Origin of the sequence: Brevibacterium sp. VCM10 (assembly GCF_000583215.1) — a bacterium.
GTDB classification, from domain to species: domain Bacteria; phylum Actinomycetota; class Actinomycetes; order Actinomycetales; family Brevibacteriaceae; genus Brevibacterium; species Brevibacterium linens.
In genome coordinates, this window is sequence record NZ_JAJB01000063.1 from 14,372 (window position 1) to 34,007 (window position 19,636).

Consider the following 19,636-nt stretch of genomic DNA (forward strand, 5'->3'; position numbering starts at 1 on the left):
TGGTGGCGTGAAGGTTCTTGTCATCGGTTCGGGCGCCCGTGAACACGCCCTCGTCCTTGCTCTCTCGCGCGACCCGCAGGTCGACGCCGTCATCGCCGCTCCCGGCAATCCCGGGATCGCGCAGATCGCCCACACCGAGGCCGTCGACGCCTCGGATGCCGCCGCCGTGACCGCGCTGGCCGAGACCCTCGACGTCGACCTCGTCGTCATCGGGCCCGAAGCCCCGCTGGTCGCCGGTGTTGCGGATGCTCTGCGCGAAGCCTCCTTCCCCGTCTTCGGCCCCAGCGCGGACGCCGCTCACCTCGAAGGCTCCAAGGCGTTCGCGAAGGAGGTCATGGAGTCCGCGAACGTGCCGACTGCCCGCACCGTGGTCGCCTATTCGACCGATGAGGCCGCCGCCGCGCTGCGCGAATTCGGTGCCCCGCATGTGGTCAAGGCCGATGGACTGGCCGCCGGCAAGGGAGTCGTCGTCACCGATGACCTCGATGCCGCGCTGGCGCATGCGAGCTCCTGCCTCGAGGTTTCCGATCGGGTCGTCATCGAGGACTACCTCGACGGACCCGAGGTGTCTCTGTTCGTCCTCTGCGACGGCACGACCACCGTCCCCCTGGCCCCGGCGCAGGACTTCAAACGCATCGGCGACGGCGACACCGGCCCGAACACGGGCGGAATGGGCGCCTATTCGCCGCTGCCTTGGCTGCCCGCCGGCACGGTCGAGGAGATCATCGACACCGTCGCCCAACCCGTCGTCGATGAGATGGCCCGCCGCGGCACCCCGTTCACCGGTCTGCTCTACTGCGGTCTGGCGCTGACGTCGAAAGGTCTGCGCGTCATCGAGTTCAACGTCCGCTTCGGCGATCCGGAGACGCAGTCCGTGCTCGCCCGGCTGGCCAGCCCCCTGGGCCAGACGCTGCTCGCCGCCGCCGAGGGGCGCCTCAACGAGGTCGCGGCCCTCGAATGGGATCCGCGCTCCTCGGTGACCGTGGTCATGGCTGCCGAGAACTACCCGGCCACGCCGAGCACCGGGGACATCATCCGCGGGCTCGACACCGCCGCGGCCCTGCCCGACGTCAGCGTCCTGCACGCGGGCACGAAGCTCGCGACCGGCCCCAGCGGAGGGTTCGCCCCCGAGGACGCCGTGATCACGAAGGACATCGCCGAGACCGGTGACATCGTCACCTCCGGCGGCCGCGTGCTCTCCGTCGTCTCCCTCGGTGACGACCTCGACGATGCACGGGCGAAGGCCTATGCCGCGGTCGACGAGATCGCATGGGACGGCGAGCAGCATCGCACCGATATCGCCGAGGCAGCCGCCGCCGGGCGCATCGAGCTCGCTTCCGGCTACGCCGCCCCCGCCCCGCAGCCTCCGGTACTGCCGGGCTGGAAGCATGTGTATTCGGGGAAGGTCCGCGACCTCTACATTCCCGCCGACGCCGCCGACGCTGCGAGCGCCGAGCAGCTGCTCATGGTCGCCTCGGACCGCATCTCCGCCTACGACTGGGTGCTCGATTCGGAGATCCCGGACAAGGGCAAGGTGCTCACCGGCCTGAGCCTGTGGTGGTTCGATCAGCTCGCCGATGTCATCGGCAACCATGTCATCAGCTCGGATGTGCCGGCCGCCGTGGCCGGACGCGGGCTGATCGTGCAGAATCTCTCCATGTTCCCCGTCGAGTGCGTCGCCCGCGGCTACCTCACCGGTTCGGGAATGTCAGACTACCGGGCCACCGGGTCCGTGTGCGGCATCCAACTGCCGGCCGGGCTCGTCGAGGCCGACCGCCTCGAGCCCCCGATCTTCACTCCGGCGACGAAGGCCGAGCTCGGAGACCACGATGAGAACGTCAGCTTCTCCGCCGTCGCCGAGACCGTCGGGACGGAGACGGCGGAGAAGCTGCGCGATCTGACCGTGGAGATCTACCAGCGTGCCGAGCAGATCGCCCGGGAACGCGGGATCATCCTGGCCGATACGAAGTTCGAGTTCGGAACCCTGTCCGATGGCACGATCGTCCTCGGCGACGAGGTGCTCACCCCTGACTCCTCTCGCTTCTGGGACGCCGCGGGCTATGAGGCGGGCAAGACTCAGTCGAGCTTCGACAAGCAGTTCGTCCGCGACTGGCTGACCGACGAATCCGGGTGGGACAAGGCGTCGGACACTCCTCCCCCGCCGCTGCCCGCCGAGGTGGTCGAGAAGACCCGCGCCCGCTATATCGAGGCCTTCGAGAAGCTCACCGGGGAGACGTTCCCCGCCTGAGACCCTGCGCGCCCCAGAGCGCCGGCACGTGAGCCGCGGGGCACCGACGCACAGTCGGTGCCCCGCGGCTTCGTCGTTCCCAGAAACTCCCCGGCCACCTCGCGCCCGCTGTCGCCGACAGCCGAGCCGCCAACAACTACTGTGCGAATATCGCGGAATGAGACGCTGATTCAGCATCACTGGCAATCTGCATTGCAGTTTCCATCAATACATCCGCAATTCGGCAACGGAATCAGTGGAATCGGGAGAGAACTTCCGCTAAGGTGACCTCACAGTGATCCACAACACACTCAGAGAGCGGACTCTGCGATCCGCCTCTGCCACGACACAGCAGCCGGGAGGCACCGATGGACCTCGACATCCTCGACGTCGCGATCTTCGACGGTGAGGCTCTGCGCCCCGAGGATCGCGTGAGCATCCGCGACGGGATCGTCACCGAGATCGGCACCGGTCCCGCAGCGGTGCCCGCCGCGCGCACGATCACCGCCACCGGCAAGCTGCTCACTCCCGGATTCGTCGATGCGCATGTGCACACGACCTTCGGCGGCCAGGAGGCCCTGGCCTGCGATATCAGCGGAGCCGACAGCCTCGAGGCGGCGCTGCAGATGATCCGCGACTATGTCGCCGAGACGCCCCGTCATGACGGCGCGACCGACCCTGCGAACGACTGGGTCATCGGCGGCGGTTGGTCGATGGCCCACTTCCCCGGAGGAGACCCGAGTGCCGACATCCTCGACGAAGCCTGCCCGGACAGGCCGGCGATCCTGCTCAGCGCCGACCACCATTCGGCATGGGTGAACACGCAGGCGATGACCGCGGCCGGACTCGACGAGACGTCGACGGCCCCTGCCGGCGGCGTCATCGTCACCGATTCGACCGGTCGGCCCACCGGGTGCCTGCACGAATCGGCCATCGACCTCGTCTCCGCCTCCGTTCCCGCCGCCTCCGACGAGGAGGTCCTGGCCGGCCTGCGCGAAGGCCAGCGCTATCTCAACTCCCTCGGTGTGACTGCATGGATGGACGCCATCGTCGGCGACTACGGCGGTCACCGCGACCCGTACGGCACCTACGCCGGGGCGGCAGAGACCGGCGAGCTCCATTCCGAGGTCGTCGGCAGCCTGTGGTGGCCGCGCGGGGTCACCGACATCGACGCCGAGGTGGCCCGACTGACCGATCTCGCCCGTGCCGACGGACGCTTCCGCGCCACCTCGGTGAAGTTCATGCTCGACGGGATCGTCGAATCCCGGACCGCGGCGATGACGACCGAATACACGTGCACCTGCGGCGGCTTCGGAACGAGCTATTTCACGAAAGCCCACCTCGAGGCCTCGTTCGCGGCCCTCGATGCGGCCGGCTTCGACATCCACTGCCATGCGATCGGCGATGCCGCCGTCAAGGCCGCCCTCGACGCTTTCGAGGCCGTCCGCAGCCAGGGCACGGCCGGCACCGGGACGACCGGCGCAGCCAACACCGCCGACCGGCGCCACCATATCGCCCACGTCCAGGTCGTCGATCCCGCCGATGTGCCGCGCTTCGCCGAACTCGGCATCACCGCGAACCTGCAGGCGCTGTGGGCCTGCCATGACGAGCAGATGATCGACCTCAACTTACCGTTCCTCGGTGCCGAACGCAGCGGCTGGCTCTACCCTTTCGGGTCTCTCAACCGCACCGGCGCCCATCTGGCGATGGGCTCGGACTGGCCCGTGTCGACGGCGAACCCGTGGGAGGCGATCCATGTCGCGCTCAACCGCTCACACCCGACCGCCGCGGACGCCGCTGCGCTGCTGCCGGATGAGGCGATCGACCTGACGACGGCACTGCGTGCCTACACCGCAGGCTCGGCACACCTCCTGCGCTCTGCCGACAACGGCCACATCCGCCCCGGTCAGCCGGCCAACCTCGCCCTGGCCAGCGCCGACCCCTTCACACTGCCGACGACCGACATCGCCGGAATCACCAACGTTCTGACGATCTGCGACGGCCGCATCGTCCACGATGATCTGCCGCCTCAGACACCGACCACCACGTCCGCACCGACCACCACCGGCTCAGCCCGCTGACGACGAAAGGCCATCATGACCAGCACAGCCACCTCGGCGCCCTCTGCGGAGACCGGACTCGACCACCTCGAGATCCAGGGAGTGAAGAAGGTCTTCGGCGACAACACCGCCATCGAACGCCTCGACTTGAACGTCCACAAGGGCGAGTTCCTCTCCCTGCTCGGCCCCTCCGGCTGCGGAAAGACCACCCTGCTGCGGATGATCGCCGGGTTCGAGACCCCCACCGACGGGGCGATCCTGCTCGGCGGCAAGGACATCGTGTCCCTGCCGCCGCACCGCCGACCGGTCAACACGGTGTTCCAGTCGTACCTGCTCTTCCCGCACATGAACATCGCCGACAACATCGCCTACGGACTCAAGCAGGCGAAGGTTCCGAAGCCGGAGATCGCCCAACGGGTCAGAGAGGCCCTGGCACTCGTTCAGATGGAGGACTTCGCCGGACGCAAGCCCGAACAGCTCTCCGGCGGTCAGCAGCAGCGCATCGCCCTGGCCCGGGCGCTCGTCAACCGCCCGCAGGTCCTCCTCCTCGACGAGCCGATGTCGGCGCTCGACCGGAAGCTGCGCGAGGAGATGCAGCTCGAGCTCAAACGACTCCACACGAGACTCGACACGACCTTCGTCTTCGTCACCCACGACCAAGACGAGGCACTGGCGATGAGCGATCGCATCGTCGTCATGTACGACGGCGTCATCCAGCAGATCGGGACCGGTGAGGACATCTACGCGAATCCGCACAACGGCTTCGTCGCCGGCTTCATCGGCAAGCAGAACTTCATCTCCGCCGAGGTGACGTCCGCCGATTCGACGACCGCGACCCTGCGCACGGCCAACGCCGTGCTCACGGCCCCGACGCTGACACTCAGACCGTCCACTGCTGCCGGTGAACCCCGTGATCTCACCGTCGGAGACCGGGTGCGCGCAGCCATCCGCCCCGAACGGATGCACGTCGCCCCGGCCGGCGAGGCCTCCGGGGACGCGAACACGGCACGCGGCGCGGTGATCTCGTATTCGTTCTTAGGCGACGTCATCCAGTACATGATCGTCGTCGGCGACAACGACGAGATCCTCGCTCGCGTCCCCGCCGCCGGGCGGGAGCCGATCAGTGCCGGCACCGAGGTGGAGCTGAGCTGGGATGCCGACGCCGTGACCGTGTACGACCGTGAGCCTGGCCTGCCGGCCGCGACCGTCGAGGGCGGTGCCTGAGATGGCCGGCACACGACCCGATGTGACATTCCTGGCCCCGCGGGCCGCCTCGGCGAGGTTGAGCCGGCGAGCGCTGCTGGCCGGATTCGGTGTCGCAGGCCTCGGCGCACTGAGCGCGTGCGGAACGACCACGAAGATGGCGGCGTCGCCGCCGACCGACGGCAAGCTCGAATCGAAGCTCAACCTCTACTCGTGGGGCGACTACGATGCTCCGGAACTCATCGAGGCGTTCAAATCGAAGTATGACGTGCTCGTCCAGGTCGACTCGTACGGATCGAACGAGGAACTCGCCGCGAAGCTCTCCACCTCACGCGGCACCTCCGGCTACGACGTGGTCGTCCCGACCGGATCGAACGTTCCGCAGATGCTCAACCATGATCTGCTCCAAGAACTCGATCTCTCGCTCATCCCGAACTTCGAACACATCGACGACAACTTCAAGAACCAGTACTTCGACCCGGACAACACGTACACCGTCTGTAAGGCCTGGGGCACGACCGGCTTCGTCTACAACACGACGAAGATCGACCGTGAGCTGACCAGCTGGCAGGACTTCGTCGACGCCGCGCAGAAGGAAGCGGCCGGCACGACGGCGCTGCTCGAGGACCCGTGGGAGGTCTCAGCGATCGCCTTGGCCGCCATGGATGTCAGCCTCAACACCGAGGACGAAGACGAACTCGACCGGGCTCGGACGATCGTCGTCGACCAGCTGGCCCCGAACATCAAGGCCTATATCGGCAATGCTGCCACCGGCATGATCCAAGGCAGCTTCACGATGCTGCATGCGTTCAACGGTGACGCCCGGCAGGGACTGTCGGAGGTCAAGGACCCGGAGAACTGGAAGTTCGTGTTCCCGACACCGTCGGCGAACCTGTGGACGGACACGTGGGCGATCGCCACCGGTGCTCCGCACCCGGACTCCGCCCACGCCTTCATCAACCACATGATCTCCCCGGACACGGCCGTCGAGCAGCTCGACTACATCGGCTACCCGATCGGCACGAAGGGGCTCGAAGAGCAGGCGGTCAAGGCCGACCTCGACGAACGTGACCTCATCTTCCCGGCCCAGGAGGTCCTCGACCGTCTCGAACCGAGCAAGCAGACCCCGGCCGATCAGATCCGCACGAAGATCTTTGCCGACGCCCAGGCCAGGAGTGGAGCATGAGTACAACCACGACCACAGAGACAGCCAGGCGCGGGCTCTCCCCGCGTTTCTTCGGCCCGGCGGCCATGTCGTTTCCGACGTGGGCCTATGCGCTGTTCTTCTTCATCGTTCCGCTGGCACTCATCGTCTTCTACAGCTTCGGCTACAAACCGGATGAGTTCACGGCTATCGCCACCGACCGGCTGTCCTTCGACCGCTACCCGGAGGCGATGAGCGCAAGCTTCGTCTCCACGTTCTTCGCGACCCTGCGGATCTCGATCGTCGGCACGATCCTCTGCCTGCTCATCGCCCTGCCCTTCGCCTACTGGTTGGCGGTCAAGGTCTCCCCGGCCCGCCGTTCCCTGGCTCTGGCGTTGGTGATGGTGCCGTTCTGGACGAACTTCCTCGTCCGCACCCTCGGTTGGCAGATCATGCTCTCCCCCGACGGGTTCTTGTCGAACTGGCTGCAGAGCCTCGGGCTGCTCGACGGACCGCTGGACATCCTCTACACCCGCTCGGCCGTGCAGATCGGCGTCGTCTACAACTATCTGCCGCTGATGATCCTGCCGCTGTTCGTCGCCATCGACGCCTCCGGCAAGAAGCTGCGGGAGGCCAGCTACGACCTCGGCGCGGGGAAGGTGAAGACCTTCATGCGGGTGACGCTGCCGATGGCGATGCCGGGAGTCGTCTCCGGCTGCCTGCTCGTGTTCATCCCGCTCAACGGAGACTACGTCACGGCAACCGTCCTCGGCGGTGCGAGCGGCTCGATGGTCGGGCAGCTCATCGCCAATCAGTTCAACACCGCACAGAACTGGGCGGTCGGGGCGGCCATGGCGATGATCCTCATCATCTCCACCCTGGTCGTCGTCGGTCTCGGATTCGCGCTGCTCAAGCTCGGGCAGGCGATCACGGCCAGACTCAACAGTGTTCCGCTGCAGGACGGGAGGGCCTGAGATGCCGAAGAAGAACACGTTCGCACGTCGGACACCGACCGATATCGCTCTGCACGTCTGGGGCATCATCGTCTTCGTCTACCTGTTCGTGCCGATCGCGGTGATCATCGCCTATTCGTTCAACAACGGCAAGGTGCTCGCGAACTTCCGCGGTTTCGGCCTGCACGCCTACATCAGCGGCATCAACAACGACATCATCGTCTCCTCCATCGTCACGAGCCTGCAGGCAGCGGTGGGCACGGCCATCGTTTCGACGATCTTCGGCACCCTCGGCGGGGTCGCTCTGGCCAGGGCGCGAAGGGGCGCATGGTGGGCGCTCGGACTGACCGCGATCCTCGGTCTGACCCTGGTCACGCCCGAGATCGTCGACGGCATCTCGTTCCTGCCGTGGTTCGTCACCGTCGGCGTCGACTGGGGCATCACCCCGCTCAACAACGGTCTGGTCAGGCTCATCATCTCGCATGCGATGTTCTCCATGGCGATCGTGACGTTCATCATCAGGGCCCGACTCGCCGGCATGGACACACAGCTCGAGGACGCCGCCGCCGACCTCGGTGCGACACCGTGGAACCGGTTCAAGGACATCACCCTGCCGATCGCGGCTCCCGGCATCCTCGCCGGCGCCCTGATGTCGTTCACCGTCAGCCTCGACAACACGATCCTCTCGAGCTTCGTCCAACAGCCGGGCTACACCCCGTGGCCGGTCTACATCTTCTCCGCCGTCCGCGTGGCTCTGCGCCCCGAGGTCGCGGCGATGTCGACGGTGATGTTCGTGCTCACCCTCGCCGCCCTCGGCTTCGTCGGGTTCGTCCTGCGCAAGGCCGGCGGCAACGCCACCGAGATCATCAAGACCATGGCCGCCTGAGAGCTGCCGACTGCACCATGAAGAAAGTGAAGTGACATGGACGTGCATCCCGCATTGGCCGACGCCTCGACCATTCCGTTCTGGCTCGATACCGACCTCCGCCCGCAGCCGCTGCCGCCGCTGGTCGAGGACCGCGAGACCGACCTCCTCGTCGTCGGCGGCGGGTTCACGGGCCTGTGGACGGCGCTGCAGGCGAAGGAACGGGACCCGAACCGTCGGGTCGCGCTCGTCGAGGCGAACTCGATCGGGTGGGCCGCCTCGGGGCGCAATGGCGGATTCTGCGCGGCCAGCCTCACGCACGGCTACGACAACGGGAAAGCCCACCTGCCGGAGGAGAACGATCGGCTCGCGCAGCTGGGCCGGGAGAACCTCGACGCCATCGAAGCCGCGGTGGCGAAGTACGGAATGGACGTCGAGTTCGAACGCACGGGCGAACTCGACGTCGCCACCGAGGACTACCAGGTCGCCGAGCTGCGGGAGGCCCACGATCCGGATTCCGGTTTCATCTTCCTCGACCAGCAGGAACTCGCGGGGATCGTCAAGTCACCGACGTACAAGGGTGCACTGTGGGATTCTCGCGAGGTCGCGCTGGTCAATCCGGCGAAGCTGTGCTGGGAGCTGCTGCGCGTCATCCGCGAACTCGGGGTCGACGTCTATGAGGGCACGAAGGTCACCGATGTCAGCGATGCGACGTCGACCGTGCGAGTCCAGACCCGCGTGACCGCGGAGACAATCGAGGACTGCGCGGCCGCTCAGTGCAGTACGATCACGGCGAAGCGGGTGGCGTTGGCGACGAATGTGTTCCCGTCCCTGCTCAAGCGGGTGAGTCTGCACACCGTGCCCGTCTACGACTATGCGCTGATGACCGAGCCTCTGACCGATGAGCAGATGGCCGCGATCGGGTGGGAGGGCCGCCAGGGCATCGGCGACTGCGCGAATCGCTTCCACTACTACCGGCTGACCGCGGACAATCGGATCCTCTTCGGCGGCTGGGACGCCGTCTATCACTTCGGGCGGAAGGTGTCGTGGAAGTACGATCAGCGGCCCGAGACCTTCGAGACCCTCGCCGAGCACTTCTTCGAAACCTTTCCGCAGCTGGCCGGACTGAAGTTCACTCACAAATGGGGCGGACCGATCGACACCTGCTCGCGGTTCTTCTCGTTCTTCACCAGCGCCTACGGGAAGAAGGTCGCCATGGCTGCCGGGTTCACCGGGCTCGGTGTCGGCGCTTCCCGGTTCGCCGGCACGGTCATGCTCGATCTGCTCTCCGGCGAGGACACCGAGCTGACCGAGCTCGAGATGGTGCGCAAGCTCCCCCTGCCGTTCCCTCCCGAACCCGTGGCCTGGTTGGGCATCAAGCTGACGACGAATGCGCTGATCAAGGCCGATGAGAACGAGGGTCGGCGCGGCCCCCTGCTCAAGGTCCTCGATGCGGCGGGCATGGGCTTCGACTCGTGAGGGCTCCGGCCTGTCCGGCGACCGGACCGCGGGCGGGGAATTCGGCCGTGGTTGGTAGACTCTGAGTGAGCGCGGGAGGAACTCCCGAACACTTTCACAAAGGAGCAGTACACGCATGGCACGTGTCGTCGTTGAGGTGATGCCCAAACCCGAGATCCTTGACCCGCAGGGCAAGGCGATCTCCGGCGGACTGACCCGTCTGGGCTTCACCGGGTTCGGTGAGGTTCGTCAGGGCAAGAGGTTCGAACTCGAGGTTGACGGCGAAGCCACCGAGGAGGTCCTCGCCCAGGCACGCGAAGCCGCAGAGAAGCTTCTGTCGAACCCCGTGATCGAAAACGTTGTGGCCGTCCGCGTGGCCGAGGACGCATCGTGACCGCTGTCGCTGCTGATCCCACCGCCGAGGCGACCGCAGAGTCCGGCGTCTCCGTCGGAGTCGTCACGTTCCCCGGAACGCTCGATGACCGTGACGCGGCTCGAGCCGTTCGCCTGGCCGGTGCGAACCCGGTGAACCTGTGGCATGCGGATTCGACTCTGTCCGGAGTCGACGCCGTCATCCTGCCGGGCGGATTCTCCTACGGTGACTACCTGCGCTGCGGTGCGATCGCCGGATTCGCTCCGATCATGGAGTCCGTCGTCGCTGCGGCGAATGCCGGTATGCCGGTGCTCGGCATCTGCAACGGCTTCCAGATCCTCTGCGAGTCCCGTCTGCTGCCCGGTGCCCTCATCAGAAACGATCACCAGCACTTCATCTGCCGCGACCAGGACCTGGTCGTGGAGAACGCGAACACCGCGTGGACGAGCGACTACGAGCGGGGTGAGACGATCCGCATTCCGCTGAAGAACGGCGAGGGCGGGTTCGTCGCCACCGACGAGGTGCTCGATGAGCTCGAGTCGACCGGACGCGTGGTCTTCCGCTACCAGGGCTTCAACCCGAACGGGTCTCTGCGCGACATCGCCGGAATCACGAACGAAGCAGGCAACGTCGTCGGTCTCATGCCGCACCCCGAACACGCCGTCGAGGCCGGTTTCGGCCCCGAATCCGGCGGTGGAGTCGACGGTCAGGGGTTCTTCTCCTCGGCCGTGCGCACTCTCGTCGCCCAGGGCTGAGACCACCCCCGGCACGTGGTCCGCCTTTGCTCGGAGACGCATCAGGCCCCGAACTCGGTTCTCTGCGAGTTCGGGGCCTGAGCCGTTGTGGCCGGAGAGCTGTGTCGCTTTCGCCGCCACCATGGACACCGTCGGGCCGGGTGCAGTCACCAACCCGACGGGTCGCCGACCGCTGTCAGCTCCAATTCTTCCGGCGGGCCAGTCCGATGGCTGCTCCACCGCCGAGGATGAGCAGGGCGCCTGCCGTCAGGCCGGTGAGTTCGGCACCGGTACGCGGCATCGACGAGCCGCCTGCGGATCCGCCGGCTTCGCCGGACTCTCCTCCGTTTCCGCCGCCGGATTCACCACCGGTCACGACGAACTTTCCTGACCTGCTGACGTCCATACAAGCGGCGACGACGTGGTACGTCCCGACGTAGTACGCGGGATCGTCCCCGAGGCCATAGACCTGGATTCCGGCTGTGCCATCCTGATCAGCCGTTGCCGTCTGCTCGTAGAGCTTCTCGCTCTTGTCACCCGAGTACACCTCGAAATGCGCATCGGCGTCCGCCCCGCAGTCGGTGAGCGTCATCTGTACGCCCTTGTCTCGGTCGATGAAGTCCACTCCGGAGATTCGTTCGGGACTGATCGAGAGCGTCGGGTCGATGACGCTGCCGTCATCGGTGACCGTGAACGTGGTCTCGGCGCTCTTGTCACCGCAGGTGGCTGCGACGGTGAAGTCACCGATCCAACCGGTGCCGCCGTCACCGTCGGGGACGAACCGAACGGATCCGGCCGCATCTTCACCGGCGTCTTGGGTCTCTTCCCAGATCACCGTGTCGGGGTCTGTCGCGGAGCTCACCTGGAACGTCACCTCGGAGTCGACGTGGCAGTTGACGAGGGTGATGTTGACGCCGTTCTCGAGGAAGTCGGCCAGCTTCTGGCTCTGTGGAGTGACGCTGAGATCCGCATCGGTTCCGTCGTCGTTCTCAGTGACCGAGTATGTCGTCTCTGCGGTCATGTCACCGCATTCTGCGCTGACCACGAAGTCGCCGATCCATCCGTCGCCACCGGTGCCGGGCATGAAGGACGCCGAGACCGAACCGTCGTCGCCGGCGGTCTTCGTCTCTTCCCAGATGTTCGTGTCCTCTCCCTTGCGGACGATGGTGACTGTCACCTCTTCGCCCGGTTCGCAGCTGCTCACGATGATGTCGACACCGTTGTCGAGGTAGGAATCGATCGTCTGGCTCTGCGGGTCGACGCTGACGGTCGCATCCGAGTCAGCGTGGCTGTCGGTGATCTCCACGCTGCCGGTGAAGGTCTTCGACTCCTGCCCGTCGCGGGCGACGACCACGGTGACGCCGACGACATCGCCGACCTTGAGCTCGGTGTTGCCGCGGAGCTCACCGTTGTACGTTCCGTCGCTGTCGACGGTGGTGGAACCGTTCTCGCCCGGTTCGGCGGTGACGGTGTCTCCAACCTTGAGGCCGGTGATCGTGAAGGGGATGGCTTCAGCTGCCTCGTCGACCGGCATCGTCGACCGGTCGAGGGAGAACGAGGCATCGATCGGGGTTGAGTCCTCGGTCGGTTCGCCCGAACCTTCGCCAGGATCGGCCGCCTCTTCACCGTCACCGGGATCGGCCGCGTTCTCGTCGCCGCCCTGATCAGTCGAGTCCTCCCCGTCACCGGGTTCGGCAGGTGTGCCGTCGGTGCCGGGATCAGCGTCGTCACCGGGGCCTGCGGGAGGATCCTCCGGACCCGGGGTTTCTGCGTCGCCGTTTCCTGTCGCCGGTACGACCGTTGCGTCCGCTGCAGAGTTGTCGTCGGCCAGCGCGACCGCCGGACTCAGTCCTCCGATGGAGAGTGCCAGGGCGAATGTTGCCGCCATTGCCAAGCGTCTCATGATGGTCCTTCCAGAGTTCTGGCCGGTTGCCGTCTTCAGTTATGGCTTGGACCATACGCAGGCACAGGAGTACGCACGACTTTAGTTCATTTAGGTCATGACAGAAGTGATAGAGATGTTGCGCCGAATGTTTATCACTTCGCAATACAGTTCGCGCGCCCGGGTCATGGCTCCCCTCGTGTTCGCTCCAGCTGCCGTCCTCTCACCTGCACAGGAACTTCGAATCGAGCTCGGAGATCCACACGGCAGAGCAGAAAGATCAATGTCACATTCGGGTCGATTTCGGCATAAGCCAGGCAGAAATCGTTATGCAGATGTCCGTTCATTGTCTGATTTCTGCGGTGAATGCGAGACAGGGTCCCCGAGCTCGAGCTCGAGGACCCTGCGGCCGGTCGGCCCTGTCAGGCCCGCGGCGAGGGCCCATCCTCTGCCGGCGCCTCGGCGGTGAACTGCTCCTCGGCGTCCTCCCCGCGGAACTGCGACATGTACAGCCGGTAGTAGGCGCCTTGTGCGGCGAGCAGCTGCTCATGATTGCCGTGCTCGACGATTGCGCCGTCCTCCATCACGAGGATGGTGTGAGCGTCACGGATCGTCGACAGCCGGTGGGCGATGACGAACGACGTCCGATCGGTCCGCAGTGCCGCCATCGCCTGCTGCACGAGAACCTCGGTGCGGGTGTCGACCGAGGAGGTCGCCTCATCGAGGATGAGCAGCGAGGGGTCGGCGAGGAAGGCTCGGGCGATCGTGATGAGCTGTCGCTCACCGGCCGAGACGCTTCCACTGTCGGAATCGATGACCGTGTCATAGCCGTCGGGCAGCTGACGCACGAACCGGTCGACCATCGTCGCCTTGGCCGCGGCGACGACTTCCTCATCGGTGGCACCCAGCCGACCGTAGCGGATGTTGTCGGCGATCGTGCCCTCATACAGCCAGGCGTCCTGAAGGACCATGCCCACATGCGAGCGGAGGTCGGCACGGCTGAGGTCGCGGGTGTCGATGCCGTCGAGGAAGATGGTTCCGCCCGTGATCTCATAGAAGCGCATCACGAGATTGACCAAGGTGGTCTTGCCGGCGCCGGTGGGTCCGACGATCGCCACCGTATGTCCCGGCTCTGCGGTGAAGGACACCTTCTCGATGAGAGGAATCTCGGGAGCGTAGCGGAAGCTCACCTCGGAGAACTCGACCTTGCCCGGGGTGCGCGGGGGCAGTTCCCGCTGCACCTCGTCGGGATCCTCCTCCTCGGCGTCGAGCAGTTCGAAGGTCCGCTCCGCCGAGGCGACACCGGATTGGAGCATGTTCGCGACACCGGCCATCTCGGAGATCGGCTGCGAGAACTCACGGGAATACTGGATGAACGCGGTCGCATCGCCGAGCGTCATCTGCCCCGTTGCCACCTTGAGGCCGCCGGCGACTGCGATGAGGACATAGCTGAGGTAGGACACGAACTGCATCGAGGGCATGATCATGCCGGAGACGAACTGTGCTCCCGCTGAGGCCTTGTACAGCGATTCGTTGCGACGGTCGAACTCGTCGAGCATGACCTCATCACGGCCGAAGGCCCTGACGATGTCGAGGCCGGAGAACGACTCTTCGACGTGCCCGTTGACCTCACCGGTGTGCTTCCACTGCGCCTTGAACAGCTTCTGCGACCGAGTGCCGATGACACCGGCGATGATCGCCGACAGCGGCAGTGCGATGAGGGCCAGCAGCGCAAGCTGCCAGGACACGATGAACATCATCACGCCGATGCCGATGATCGTCAGCGCCGACTGCACGAGCTGCGAGAACGCCTGCTGCAGGGCCTGCTGGATGTTGTCGACGTCGTTGGTCACTCGCGACATCACGTCGCCGCGCTGCCGGGTGTCGAAGTAGCGCAGCGGCAGTCGGTTGATCTTGCGTTCGATGTCCTCACGCAGTCGGTAGACGACCCGCATGACCAGGGCGTTGAGGATGTATCCCTGCGCCCACATGAGCATCGAGGCCACGAGGTACATGAGCAGGACGGCGATGATGATCTGCCCGAGTGCGGTGAAGTCGATTCCCTGCCCGGGCACCACCTCGGCGGTGGCGAGCATATCGGCGAAGTCGTCGCGGCCTTCAGCGCGGGCCCCGGCGATGATGTCGTCGATATTCGCACCTGCGGGCAGCCCAGCACCGATGACTCCGGAGTACACGACGTCCATCGCCTTGCCGAGGACCTTAGGAGCGATGACGGTGAGGACCACGGAGCCGACGACGAGGGCGACGACGTAGATCATGCCCTTCTTCTCGCTGGCCATGAGTCCGAACAGCCGTTTGACCGAGGGCCAGAAGTGCTTGGCCTTGCGCGGAGGTGTGCCGCCGCTCATCTCCAGCTCCTCGCCGCTGGGAATGTATTCGTCTTCCGCAGCCACCACGGTCTCGGTCGAGGTGTCGTCGGCCATGTCAGTTCACCTCTTCCGTGGTCAGCTGGGATTCGATGATCTCGCGGTAGGTCGGGTTCGCCTCGGCGAGTTCGTCATGGGTGCCGCGGCCGACGATCTTCCCTGCTTCGAGGACGATGATCTGGTCAGCGTCCCGGATCGTCGATACGCGTTGGGCGACGACGATGACGGTGGCCTCCCCCGTCGATTCGTCGAGGGCCGCCCGCAGCCGTGCGTCGGTGGCGACGTCGAGGGCGGAGAACGAATCGTCGAAGACATAGATCTGCGGCTTCACCGTCAGGGCTCTGGCGATGCAGAGACGCTGACGCTGCCCGCCGGAGTAGTTCGTGCCTCCCTGGGCGACGCGCTCTGAGAGCCGGTCCTCCTTCTCGATGACGAAGTCGTCGGCCTGAGCGATGCGCAGGGCCTCCCACAGCTCGTCATCGGTGGCGTCCTCGTTTCCGAAGCGCAGGTTCGAGGCGATCGTGCCGGAGAACAGATACGGCTTCTGCGGGACGAGACCGATGAGCTGGGCCAGCTGGTGGCGGTTGAACTCGGTGACGGGGATCCCGTCGATGAGGATCTCGCCTGCCTGCGGGTCGATGAGTCTGGGGATGAGGTTGACGATCGTGGACTTGCCGGAGCCGGTCGAGCCGATGATCGCGGTGGTCGTTCCGGGCTGGGCGGTGAAGGTCAGTCCGTCCAGCACAGGCACCTCGGCGCCGGGATATCCGAAGGAGACATTGCGGAATTCGAGCTCACCACGTCCGGGCAGGTCCGTGACACCGGCGGGGATGGTCATCGTGCTGCGGGTGTCGAGGATCTCTGCGATGCGTTCGGCGCAGACGACGGCGCGCGGAATCATCATCATCATGAATACGCCCATCATCACGGCCACCAGGATCTGCAGCAGGTACTGCAGGAACGCCGTCAGCGATCCCACTTCCATCTGTCCGGCGTCGACGCGGTGACCGCCGAACCACAGGACGGCTGCGGTCGCGAGGTGGAGGATCATCATGATGGCGGGGAACATGAGCACGAACAGATTGCCGACCTTGACCGAGGTTTCGGTCAGGGCACGGTTGGCGTCTGCGTACCGGTCGGTCTCAAAGGGTTCGCGGACGAAGGCGCGGATGACGCGGATGCCGGTGATCTGTTCGCGCAGAACGCCGTTGATGTCGTCGACCTGGTCCTGCATGCGGCGGAACAGCGGCATGAGGAGGTAGACGAGGATGGCGACGACGATGAACAGGACGGGCACGGACACCCACACCAGCCAGGACAGCCCGGCGTCTTCTCTCAGGGCCATGATGATGCCGCCGATGCACATGATCGGGGTCGAGACCATGAAGTTCAGGGTCATGAGCACCAGCATCTGAACCTGTTGGACGTCGTTGGTGTTGCGGGTGATGAGGGTGGCGGAGCCGAATCGTCCGACCTCGAGCATCGACAGGTCGTCGACCTGGCGGTAGATCGCTCTGCGGAGGTCGCGGCCGACGCCCATCCCTGTGCGGGCGCCGAAGTAGATCGCGGTGATCGCGGTGACGACCTGCACGAGGCAGACGAGCAGCATCGTCATGCCTGTCGACCAGATGAAGTCGGTATCGCCCTTGGCGACACCTTCGTCGATGATCCGAGCGTTGAGGCTGGGAAGGTACAGCGCTGCGATGGTCGAGGCCAGCTGCAGGATGACGACCAGAATGATGAAGGGCCAGTAGTTTTTGGCGTATTTCAGGGACAGGCGGAGTAAGGCCACGTTGAACGTCCTGAGTGAAGAAAGGCTGACAATAGAGTCGTGAGAGTTGCGAAGCGCAACAGACTACCTTACATGAGTTCTCCTCCCCGAGGTATATGTACGGACGACGATTCTGGCAGTTCTGCTGAGACATCTACTCCACCATGAGGCACTGACACGGCCATCGCACCGCGTGCCTCCTCGATTCTCGGGCGCTCCCGCATACGCTTGAAACCATGAGCTCAACTCTGCAGGACCTGGTCAACCGCGCCGTCTTCTACTCGACGGAGGTGCAGACGCATTTCGGTGCGCTCATCGCCGACGCCGAGTGGGAAGTCGACTTCAGCTCCGACCCGCATCTGACGTTCACGTCGGCCGACGGTGCCGTTCTGCGCGCCCGACCACATCTGCTCGGTTCCGAGTCCGACCGGGAGAAGACGTGGCTGTGGGGATGGGAGAACGTCAACGACTTCCCCGATGCCGTCGTCGGGCTCTCCCACGAGGTGCGCAAGTACGGGGCCGCCGAGGATGTCACCGAGCTCACGACACCGGAGCTCTCCCTCGATGAGGAGCTCGCACTGCGCCTGACCCTGGCGTCGAAGGAGGCCACCGACAAGTGGGCCCACTATCCTGCCGCCGCCGGTGCCGGGACCACGGTATGGCTGCTCGTCGATGCCGCCGAGGTCGCCCTGCCCGCACCGCAGGTCAAGGTCTCTGTGCGCGCGCTCATGCAGGGTCTGACGCAGACGACGGTGACCGATCACCGGGCGGCTGTCGAGGCGTACGTCGTCAAACGCGGCATTCCGACGGCAGAGCTGCCCGATGGTGGGCTGCGGATGCTGTTCGCCGACGGCTCCGCTGACCTGTCTTTCGACGATGAGCGTCGCATCTCCAACTGCGATCTGAACGCTCCCTTGGAAGGTGAGGCCGCCGACCAGTTCGCCGCCGCCGGGGGATCCACGGGCACCCCCGCCGAGGCGGCCGCCGCCTCCCGTACGCCGGATTCGGCTTCCGCTTCCGCCGCGGACGACGCTGCCGCACCGTCTGAGACGGCCCCGGCAACTCCGGCGCCTGCTCAGACAGAGGAAACTGCACCCACGAAGTCCGTGCCGGACGAGCAGCCGGCAGCGGAGGCGACCCCGGCGGCCGAGGCTCGGGTCGACGAAGCCGCAGAGCCTGCCGCGGAGGTTTCGGATGCCGCACGCGGACAGCAGCAGCCGGAAGACGAACGACCGCGCGGAGACCACCCTGTCGAGCCTGCGCAGGCAGAGACTTCTGCCGAGGAAGAACCGAGCAAGGAGGCCAAGCCGAAGAAGAAAGGGCTGTTCTCGAAGTTGTTCGGACGCTGAAGCGGCTTTTGATCTGCCGGATCATGGACAGATGATTTGGGGCCCTGCCGATCGGCGGGGCCCCAAATCATTCATCGCCCTTCAGCGATTCACGGGTGCCTCGGGACCCCATCGGAAGCCACGGTCGAAGAGGAAACGTCGCTCGTCATCGTTGTGCAGTGTCAGTTCCGAGTCTTCTGTCCGCAGGGAGAACTCCCCATCCTCGGTCGTCGAGTACCGAAATTCGACGGTGCCGGAAGGACCGCGAACGGGCGCCTGAGCACCTTTCCGGACCGGAAAGAGCTCCACTGTGATCGATTGACCGTCGACGCTGTAGACGCCGTCCTGGAAGTCACCATCGGAGTACCGCACGCTCATTCTCTTGCCGCTGCGGGACCCGATCTGCCCGAACGCGATCTGAGTGATGTCCGCGGTCGTGTGCTCGGTGCCGTCGATCGGGGTCGTCTTGCCTGACGCCGTGACAGTGTAGACACCTGAGATCTCCTCCGGAGTCCCAGGGCTGCCCCACCTCAGGCTGATACCGATTGCCAGACCGCTGCCGATGATGATGACGATGGCGAGTATCGGGGATACCCAGCGAGTGATCCGGACGAAGATCCGGTTGCGCCAGATGAGGCCGCTGACTGCAGGTCCGACGCTGCGCCCGAGTGCGAATCGCACGACTCGAGGCACATTGGGGATGAGAAGGATGAGACCCACCAGCGCCATCGCTCCGGACAGTTGCTTGACCGGCACGTCGAACGTCAGGTTGAGCAGGAAGACGACGCTCATGTCCAGAGCAGCGATGAGTGCACCGAGCCAGGCTGAGCGCCGGAAGAGCAGCAGGATGACGGCGATCAGCTCAGCAAGGCCTGCCAGAAACTGCACGGTCGGGGAGAACGCCATGAAGCGCCACAGCAGTCCCATGGGGCTCATCTCGCCGTATTGGACAAGTGCATCGGCGTAGTCGGCGTAACCCATCTGAACGTGAAAGATCTTCGTCCAGGCGTAGGGCAGGAGAGACACCGCCAGCCCCATTCGGAGCGCCCAATGGAGGGCCCAAAGGATCCCGACCCATCGGGACCGTGGCCGAACCGACTGAGCTGACTGGTCTGTTGATTGTCCCTGTATCGCAGTGTCTTGCGTCATCATGGTAATCAGATTAGTGACAAAACGACTTGATCCGAAGTAGGGATCTCAGGACCAGTCCAAAAGACATTCCCCACCTCCCTATTGCTACCTGGCGGGGGC

At 65.4% G+C, this 19,636-nt stretch carries 14 protein-coding genes; 10 read left to right on the plus strand and 4 right to left on the minus strand.

Annotated elements, in window-relative coordinates; all coding sequences use genetic code 11:
- Nucleotides 1-7: 7 nt before the first annotated feature.
- From purD to purQ, 9 genes are all read left to right on the plus strand, one after another.
- Entirely contained in the window at nt 8-2,248 is a 2,241-nt protein-coding gene (gene purD / locus AD89_RS0116050) for a phosphoribosylamine--glycine ligase (RefSeq protein ID WP_025780524.1), read from the plus strand.
- 347 nt (nt 2,249-2,595) lie between these two features.
- Nucleotides 2,596-4,308, plus strand: a complete 1,713-nt coding sequence (locus AD89_RS0116055) for an amidohydrolase (RefSeq protein ID WP_025780525.1) — start codon at nt 2,596-2,598, stop codon at nt 4,306-4,308.
- Between the two features lie 15 nt (nt 4,309-4,323).
- Nucleotides 4,324-5,511: an ABC transporter ATP-binding protein gene (locus AD89_RS0116060; RefSeq protein ID WP_025780527.1), complete on the plus strand. Its 1,188-nt coding sequence runs from the start codon at nt 4,324-4,326 to the stop codon at nt 5,509-5,511.
- A 1-nt stretch (nt 5,512) separates the two neighbouring features.
- Complete coding sequence (locus AD89_RS0116065; RefSeq protein WP_035321229.1) at nt 5,513-6,676, plus strand: polyamine ABC transporter substrate-binding protein; 1,164 nt, start codon at nt 5,513-5,515, stop codon at nt 6,674-6,676.
- A complete protein-coding gene (locus tag AD89_RS0116070) occupies nt 6,673-7,608 on the plus strand; it encodes an ABC transporter permease (protein ID WP_025780530.1) in 936 nt (311 codons plus the stop codon). Before AD89_RS0116065 ends, AD89_RS0116070 begins: the two co-directional genes overlap by 4 nt.
- Before the next feature lies 1 nt (nt 7,609).
- Nucleotides 7,610-8,473: an ABC transporter permease gene (locus AD89_RS0116075; protein WP_025780532.1), complete on the plus strand. Its 864-nt coding sequence runs from the start codon at nt 7,610-7,612 to the stop codon at nt 8,471-8,473.
- 36 nt (nt 8,474-8,509) lie between these two features.
- Nucleotides 8,510-9,931, plus strand: coding sequence for an NAD(P)/FAD-dependent oxidoreductase (locus AD89_RS0116080; RefSeq protein WP_025780533.1), 1,422 nt, complete (start codon nt 8,510-8,512; stop codon nt 9,929-9,931).
- Between the two features lie 115 nt (nt 9,932-10,046).
- Entirely contained in the window at nt 10,047-10,304 is a 258-nt protein-coding gene (gene purS, locus AD89_RS0116085; RefSeq protein ID WP_025780534.1) for a phosphoribosylformylglycinamidine synthase subunit PurS, read from the plus strand.
- The gene (purQ, locus tag AD89_RS0116090; RefSeq protein ID WP_025780536.1) at nt 10,301-11,038 is read left to right on the plus strand and encodes a phosphoribosylformylglycinamidine synthase subunit PurQ; all 738 of its coding nucleotides are present in this window, start codon (nt 10,301-10,303) and stop codon (nt 11,036-11,038) included. Before purS ends, purQ begins: the two co-directional genes overlap by 4 nt.
- Nucleotides 11,039-11,213: 175 nt before the next feature.
- Here the strand turns inward: purQ and AD89_RS0116095 are convergent, their stop codons facing one another.
- The 3 genes from AD89_RS0116095 to AD89_RS0116105 all read right to left on the minus strand — a co-directional run bounded on the left by AD89_RS0116095 (nt 11,214) and on the right by AD89_RS0116105 (nt 17,078).
- On the minus strand, nt 11,214-12,920 hold the full coding sequence (locus AD89_RS0116095) for a fibronectin-binding protein FnbA (RefSeq protein ID WP_155807496.1): 1,707 nt from the start codon (nt 12,918-12,920) through the stop codon (nt 11,214-11,216).
- Nucleotides 12,921-13,321: 401 nt separating this feature from the next.
- Nucleotides 13,322-15,343, minus strand: coding sequence for an ABC transporter ATP-binding protein (locus tag AD89_RS0116100; protein ID WP_025780539.1), 2,022 nt, complete (start codon nt 15,341-15,343; stop codon nt 13,322-13,324).
- A 1-nt stretch (nt 15,344) separates the two neighbouring features.
- The gene (locus AD89_RS0116105) at nt 15,345-17,078 is read right to left on the minus strand and encodes an ABC transporter ATP-binding protein (protein WP_025780540.1); all 1,734 of its coding nucleotides are present in this window, start codon (nt 17,076-17,078) and stop codon (nt 15,345-15,347) included.
- A 215-nt stretch (nt 17,079-17,293) separates the two neighbouring features.
- Between AD89_RS0116105 and AD89_RS0116110 the strand changes: the two genes are divergently transcribed.
- Nucleotides 17,294-18,406, plus strand: a complete 1,113-nt coding sequence (locus AD89_RS0116110; RefSeq protein ID WP_025780541.1) for a DUF6882 domain-containing protein — start codon at nt 17,294-17,296, stop codon at nt 18,404-18,406.
- A gap of 81 nt (nt 18,407-18,487) precedes the next feature.
- Here the strand turns inward: AD89_RS0116110 and AD89_RS0116115 are convergent, their stop codons facing one another.
- Nucleotides 18,488-19,411, minus strand: a complete 924-nt coding sequence (locus AD89_RS0116115) for a DoxX family protein (RefSeq protein ID WP_231488730.1) — start codon at nt 19,409-19,411, stop codon at nt 18,488-18,490.
- Nucleotides 19,412-19,636 lie beyond the last annotated feature (225 nt).

Bases quoted from the DNA above. Each gene is read 5' to 3' on its own strand.
- AD89_RS0116110 (WP_025780541.1), top strand. From the start codon at position 17,294: ATGAGCTCAACTCTGCAGGACCTGGTCAACCGCGCCGTCTTCTACTCG.
- AD89_RS0116055 (WP_025780525.1), top strand. From the start codon at position 2,596: ATGGACCTCGACATCCTCGACGTCGCGATCTTCGACGGTGAGGCTCTG.
- purS (WP_025780534.1), top strand. From the start codon at position 10,047: ATGGCACGTGTCGTCGTTGAGGTGATGCCCAAACCCGAGATCCTTGAC.
- AD89_RS0116095 (WP_155807496.1), bottom strand. From the start codon at position 12,920: ATGAGACGCTTGGCAATGGCGGCAACATTCGCCCTGGCACTCTCCATC.
- AD89_RS0116080 (WP_025780533.1), top strand. From the start codon at position 8,510: ATGGACGTGCATCCCGCATTGGCCGACGCCTCGACCATTCCGTTCTGG.
- AD89_RS0116070 (WP_025780530.1), top strand. From the start codon at position 6,673: ATGAGTACAACCACGACCACAGAGACAGCCAGGCGCGGGCTCTCCCCG.
- AD89_RS0116100 (WP_025780539.1), bottom strand. From the start codon at position 15,343: ATGGCCGACGACACCTCGACCGAGACCGTGGTGGCTGCGGAAGACGAA.
- AD89_RS0116065 (WP_035321229.1), top strand. From the start codon at position 5,513: ATGGCCGGCACACGACCCGATGTGACATTCCTGGCCCCGCGGGCCGCC.
- AD89_RS0116075 (WP_025780532.1), top strand. From the start codon at position 7,610: ATGCCGAAGAAGAACACGTTCGCACGTCGGACACCGACCGATATCGCT.
- AD89_RS0116060 (WP_025780527.1), top strand. From the start codon at position 4,324: ATGACCAGCACAGCCACCTCGGCGCCCTCTGCGGAGACCGGACTCGAC.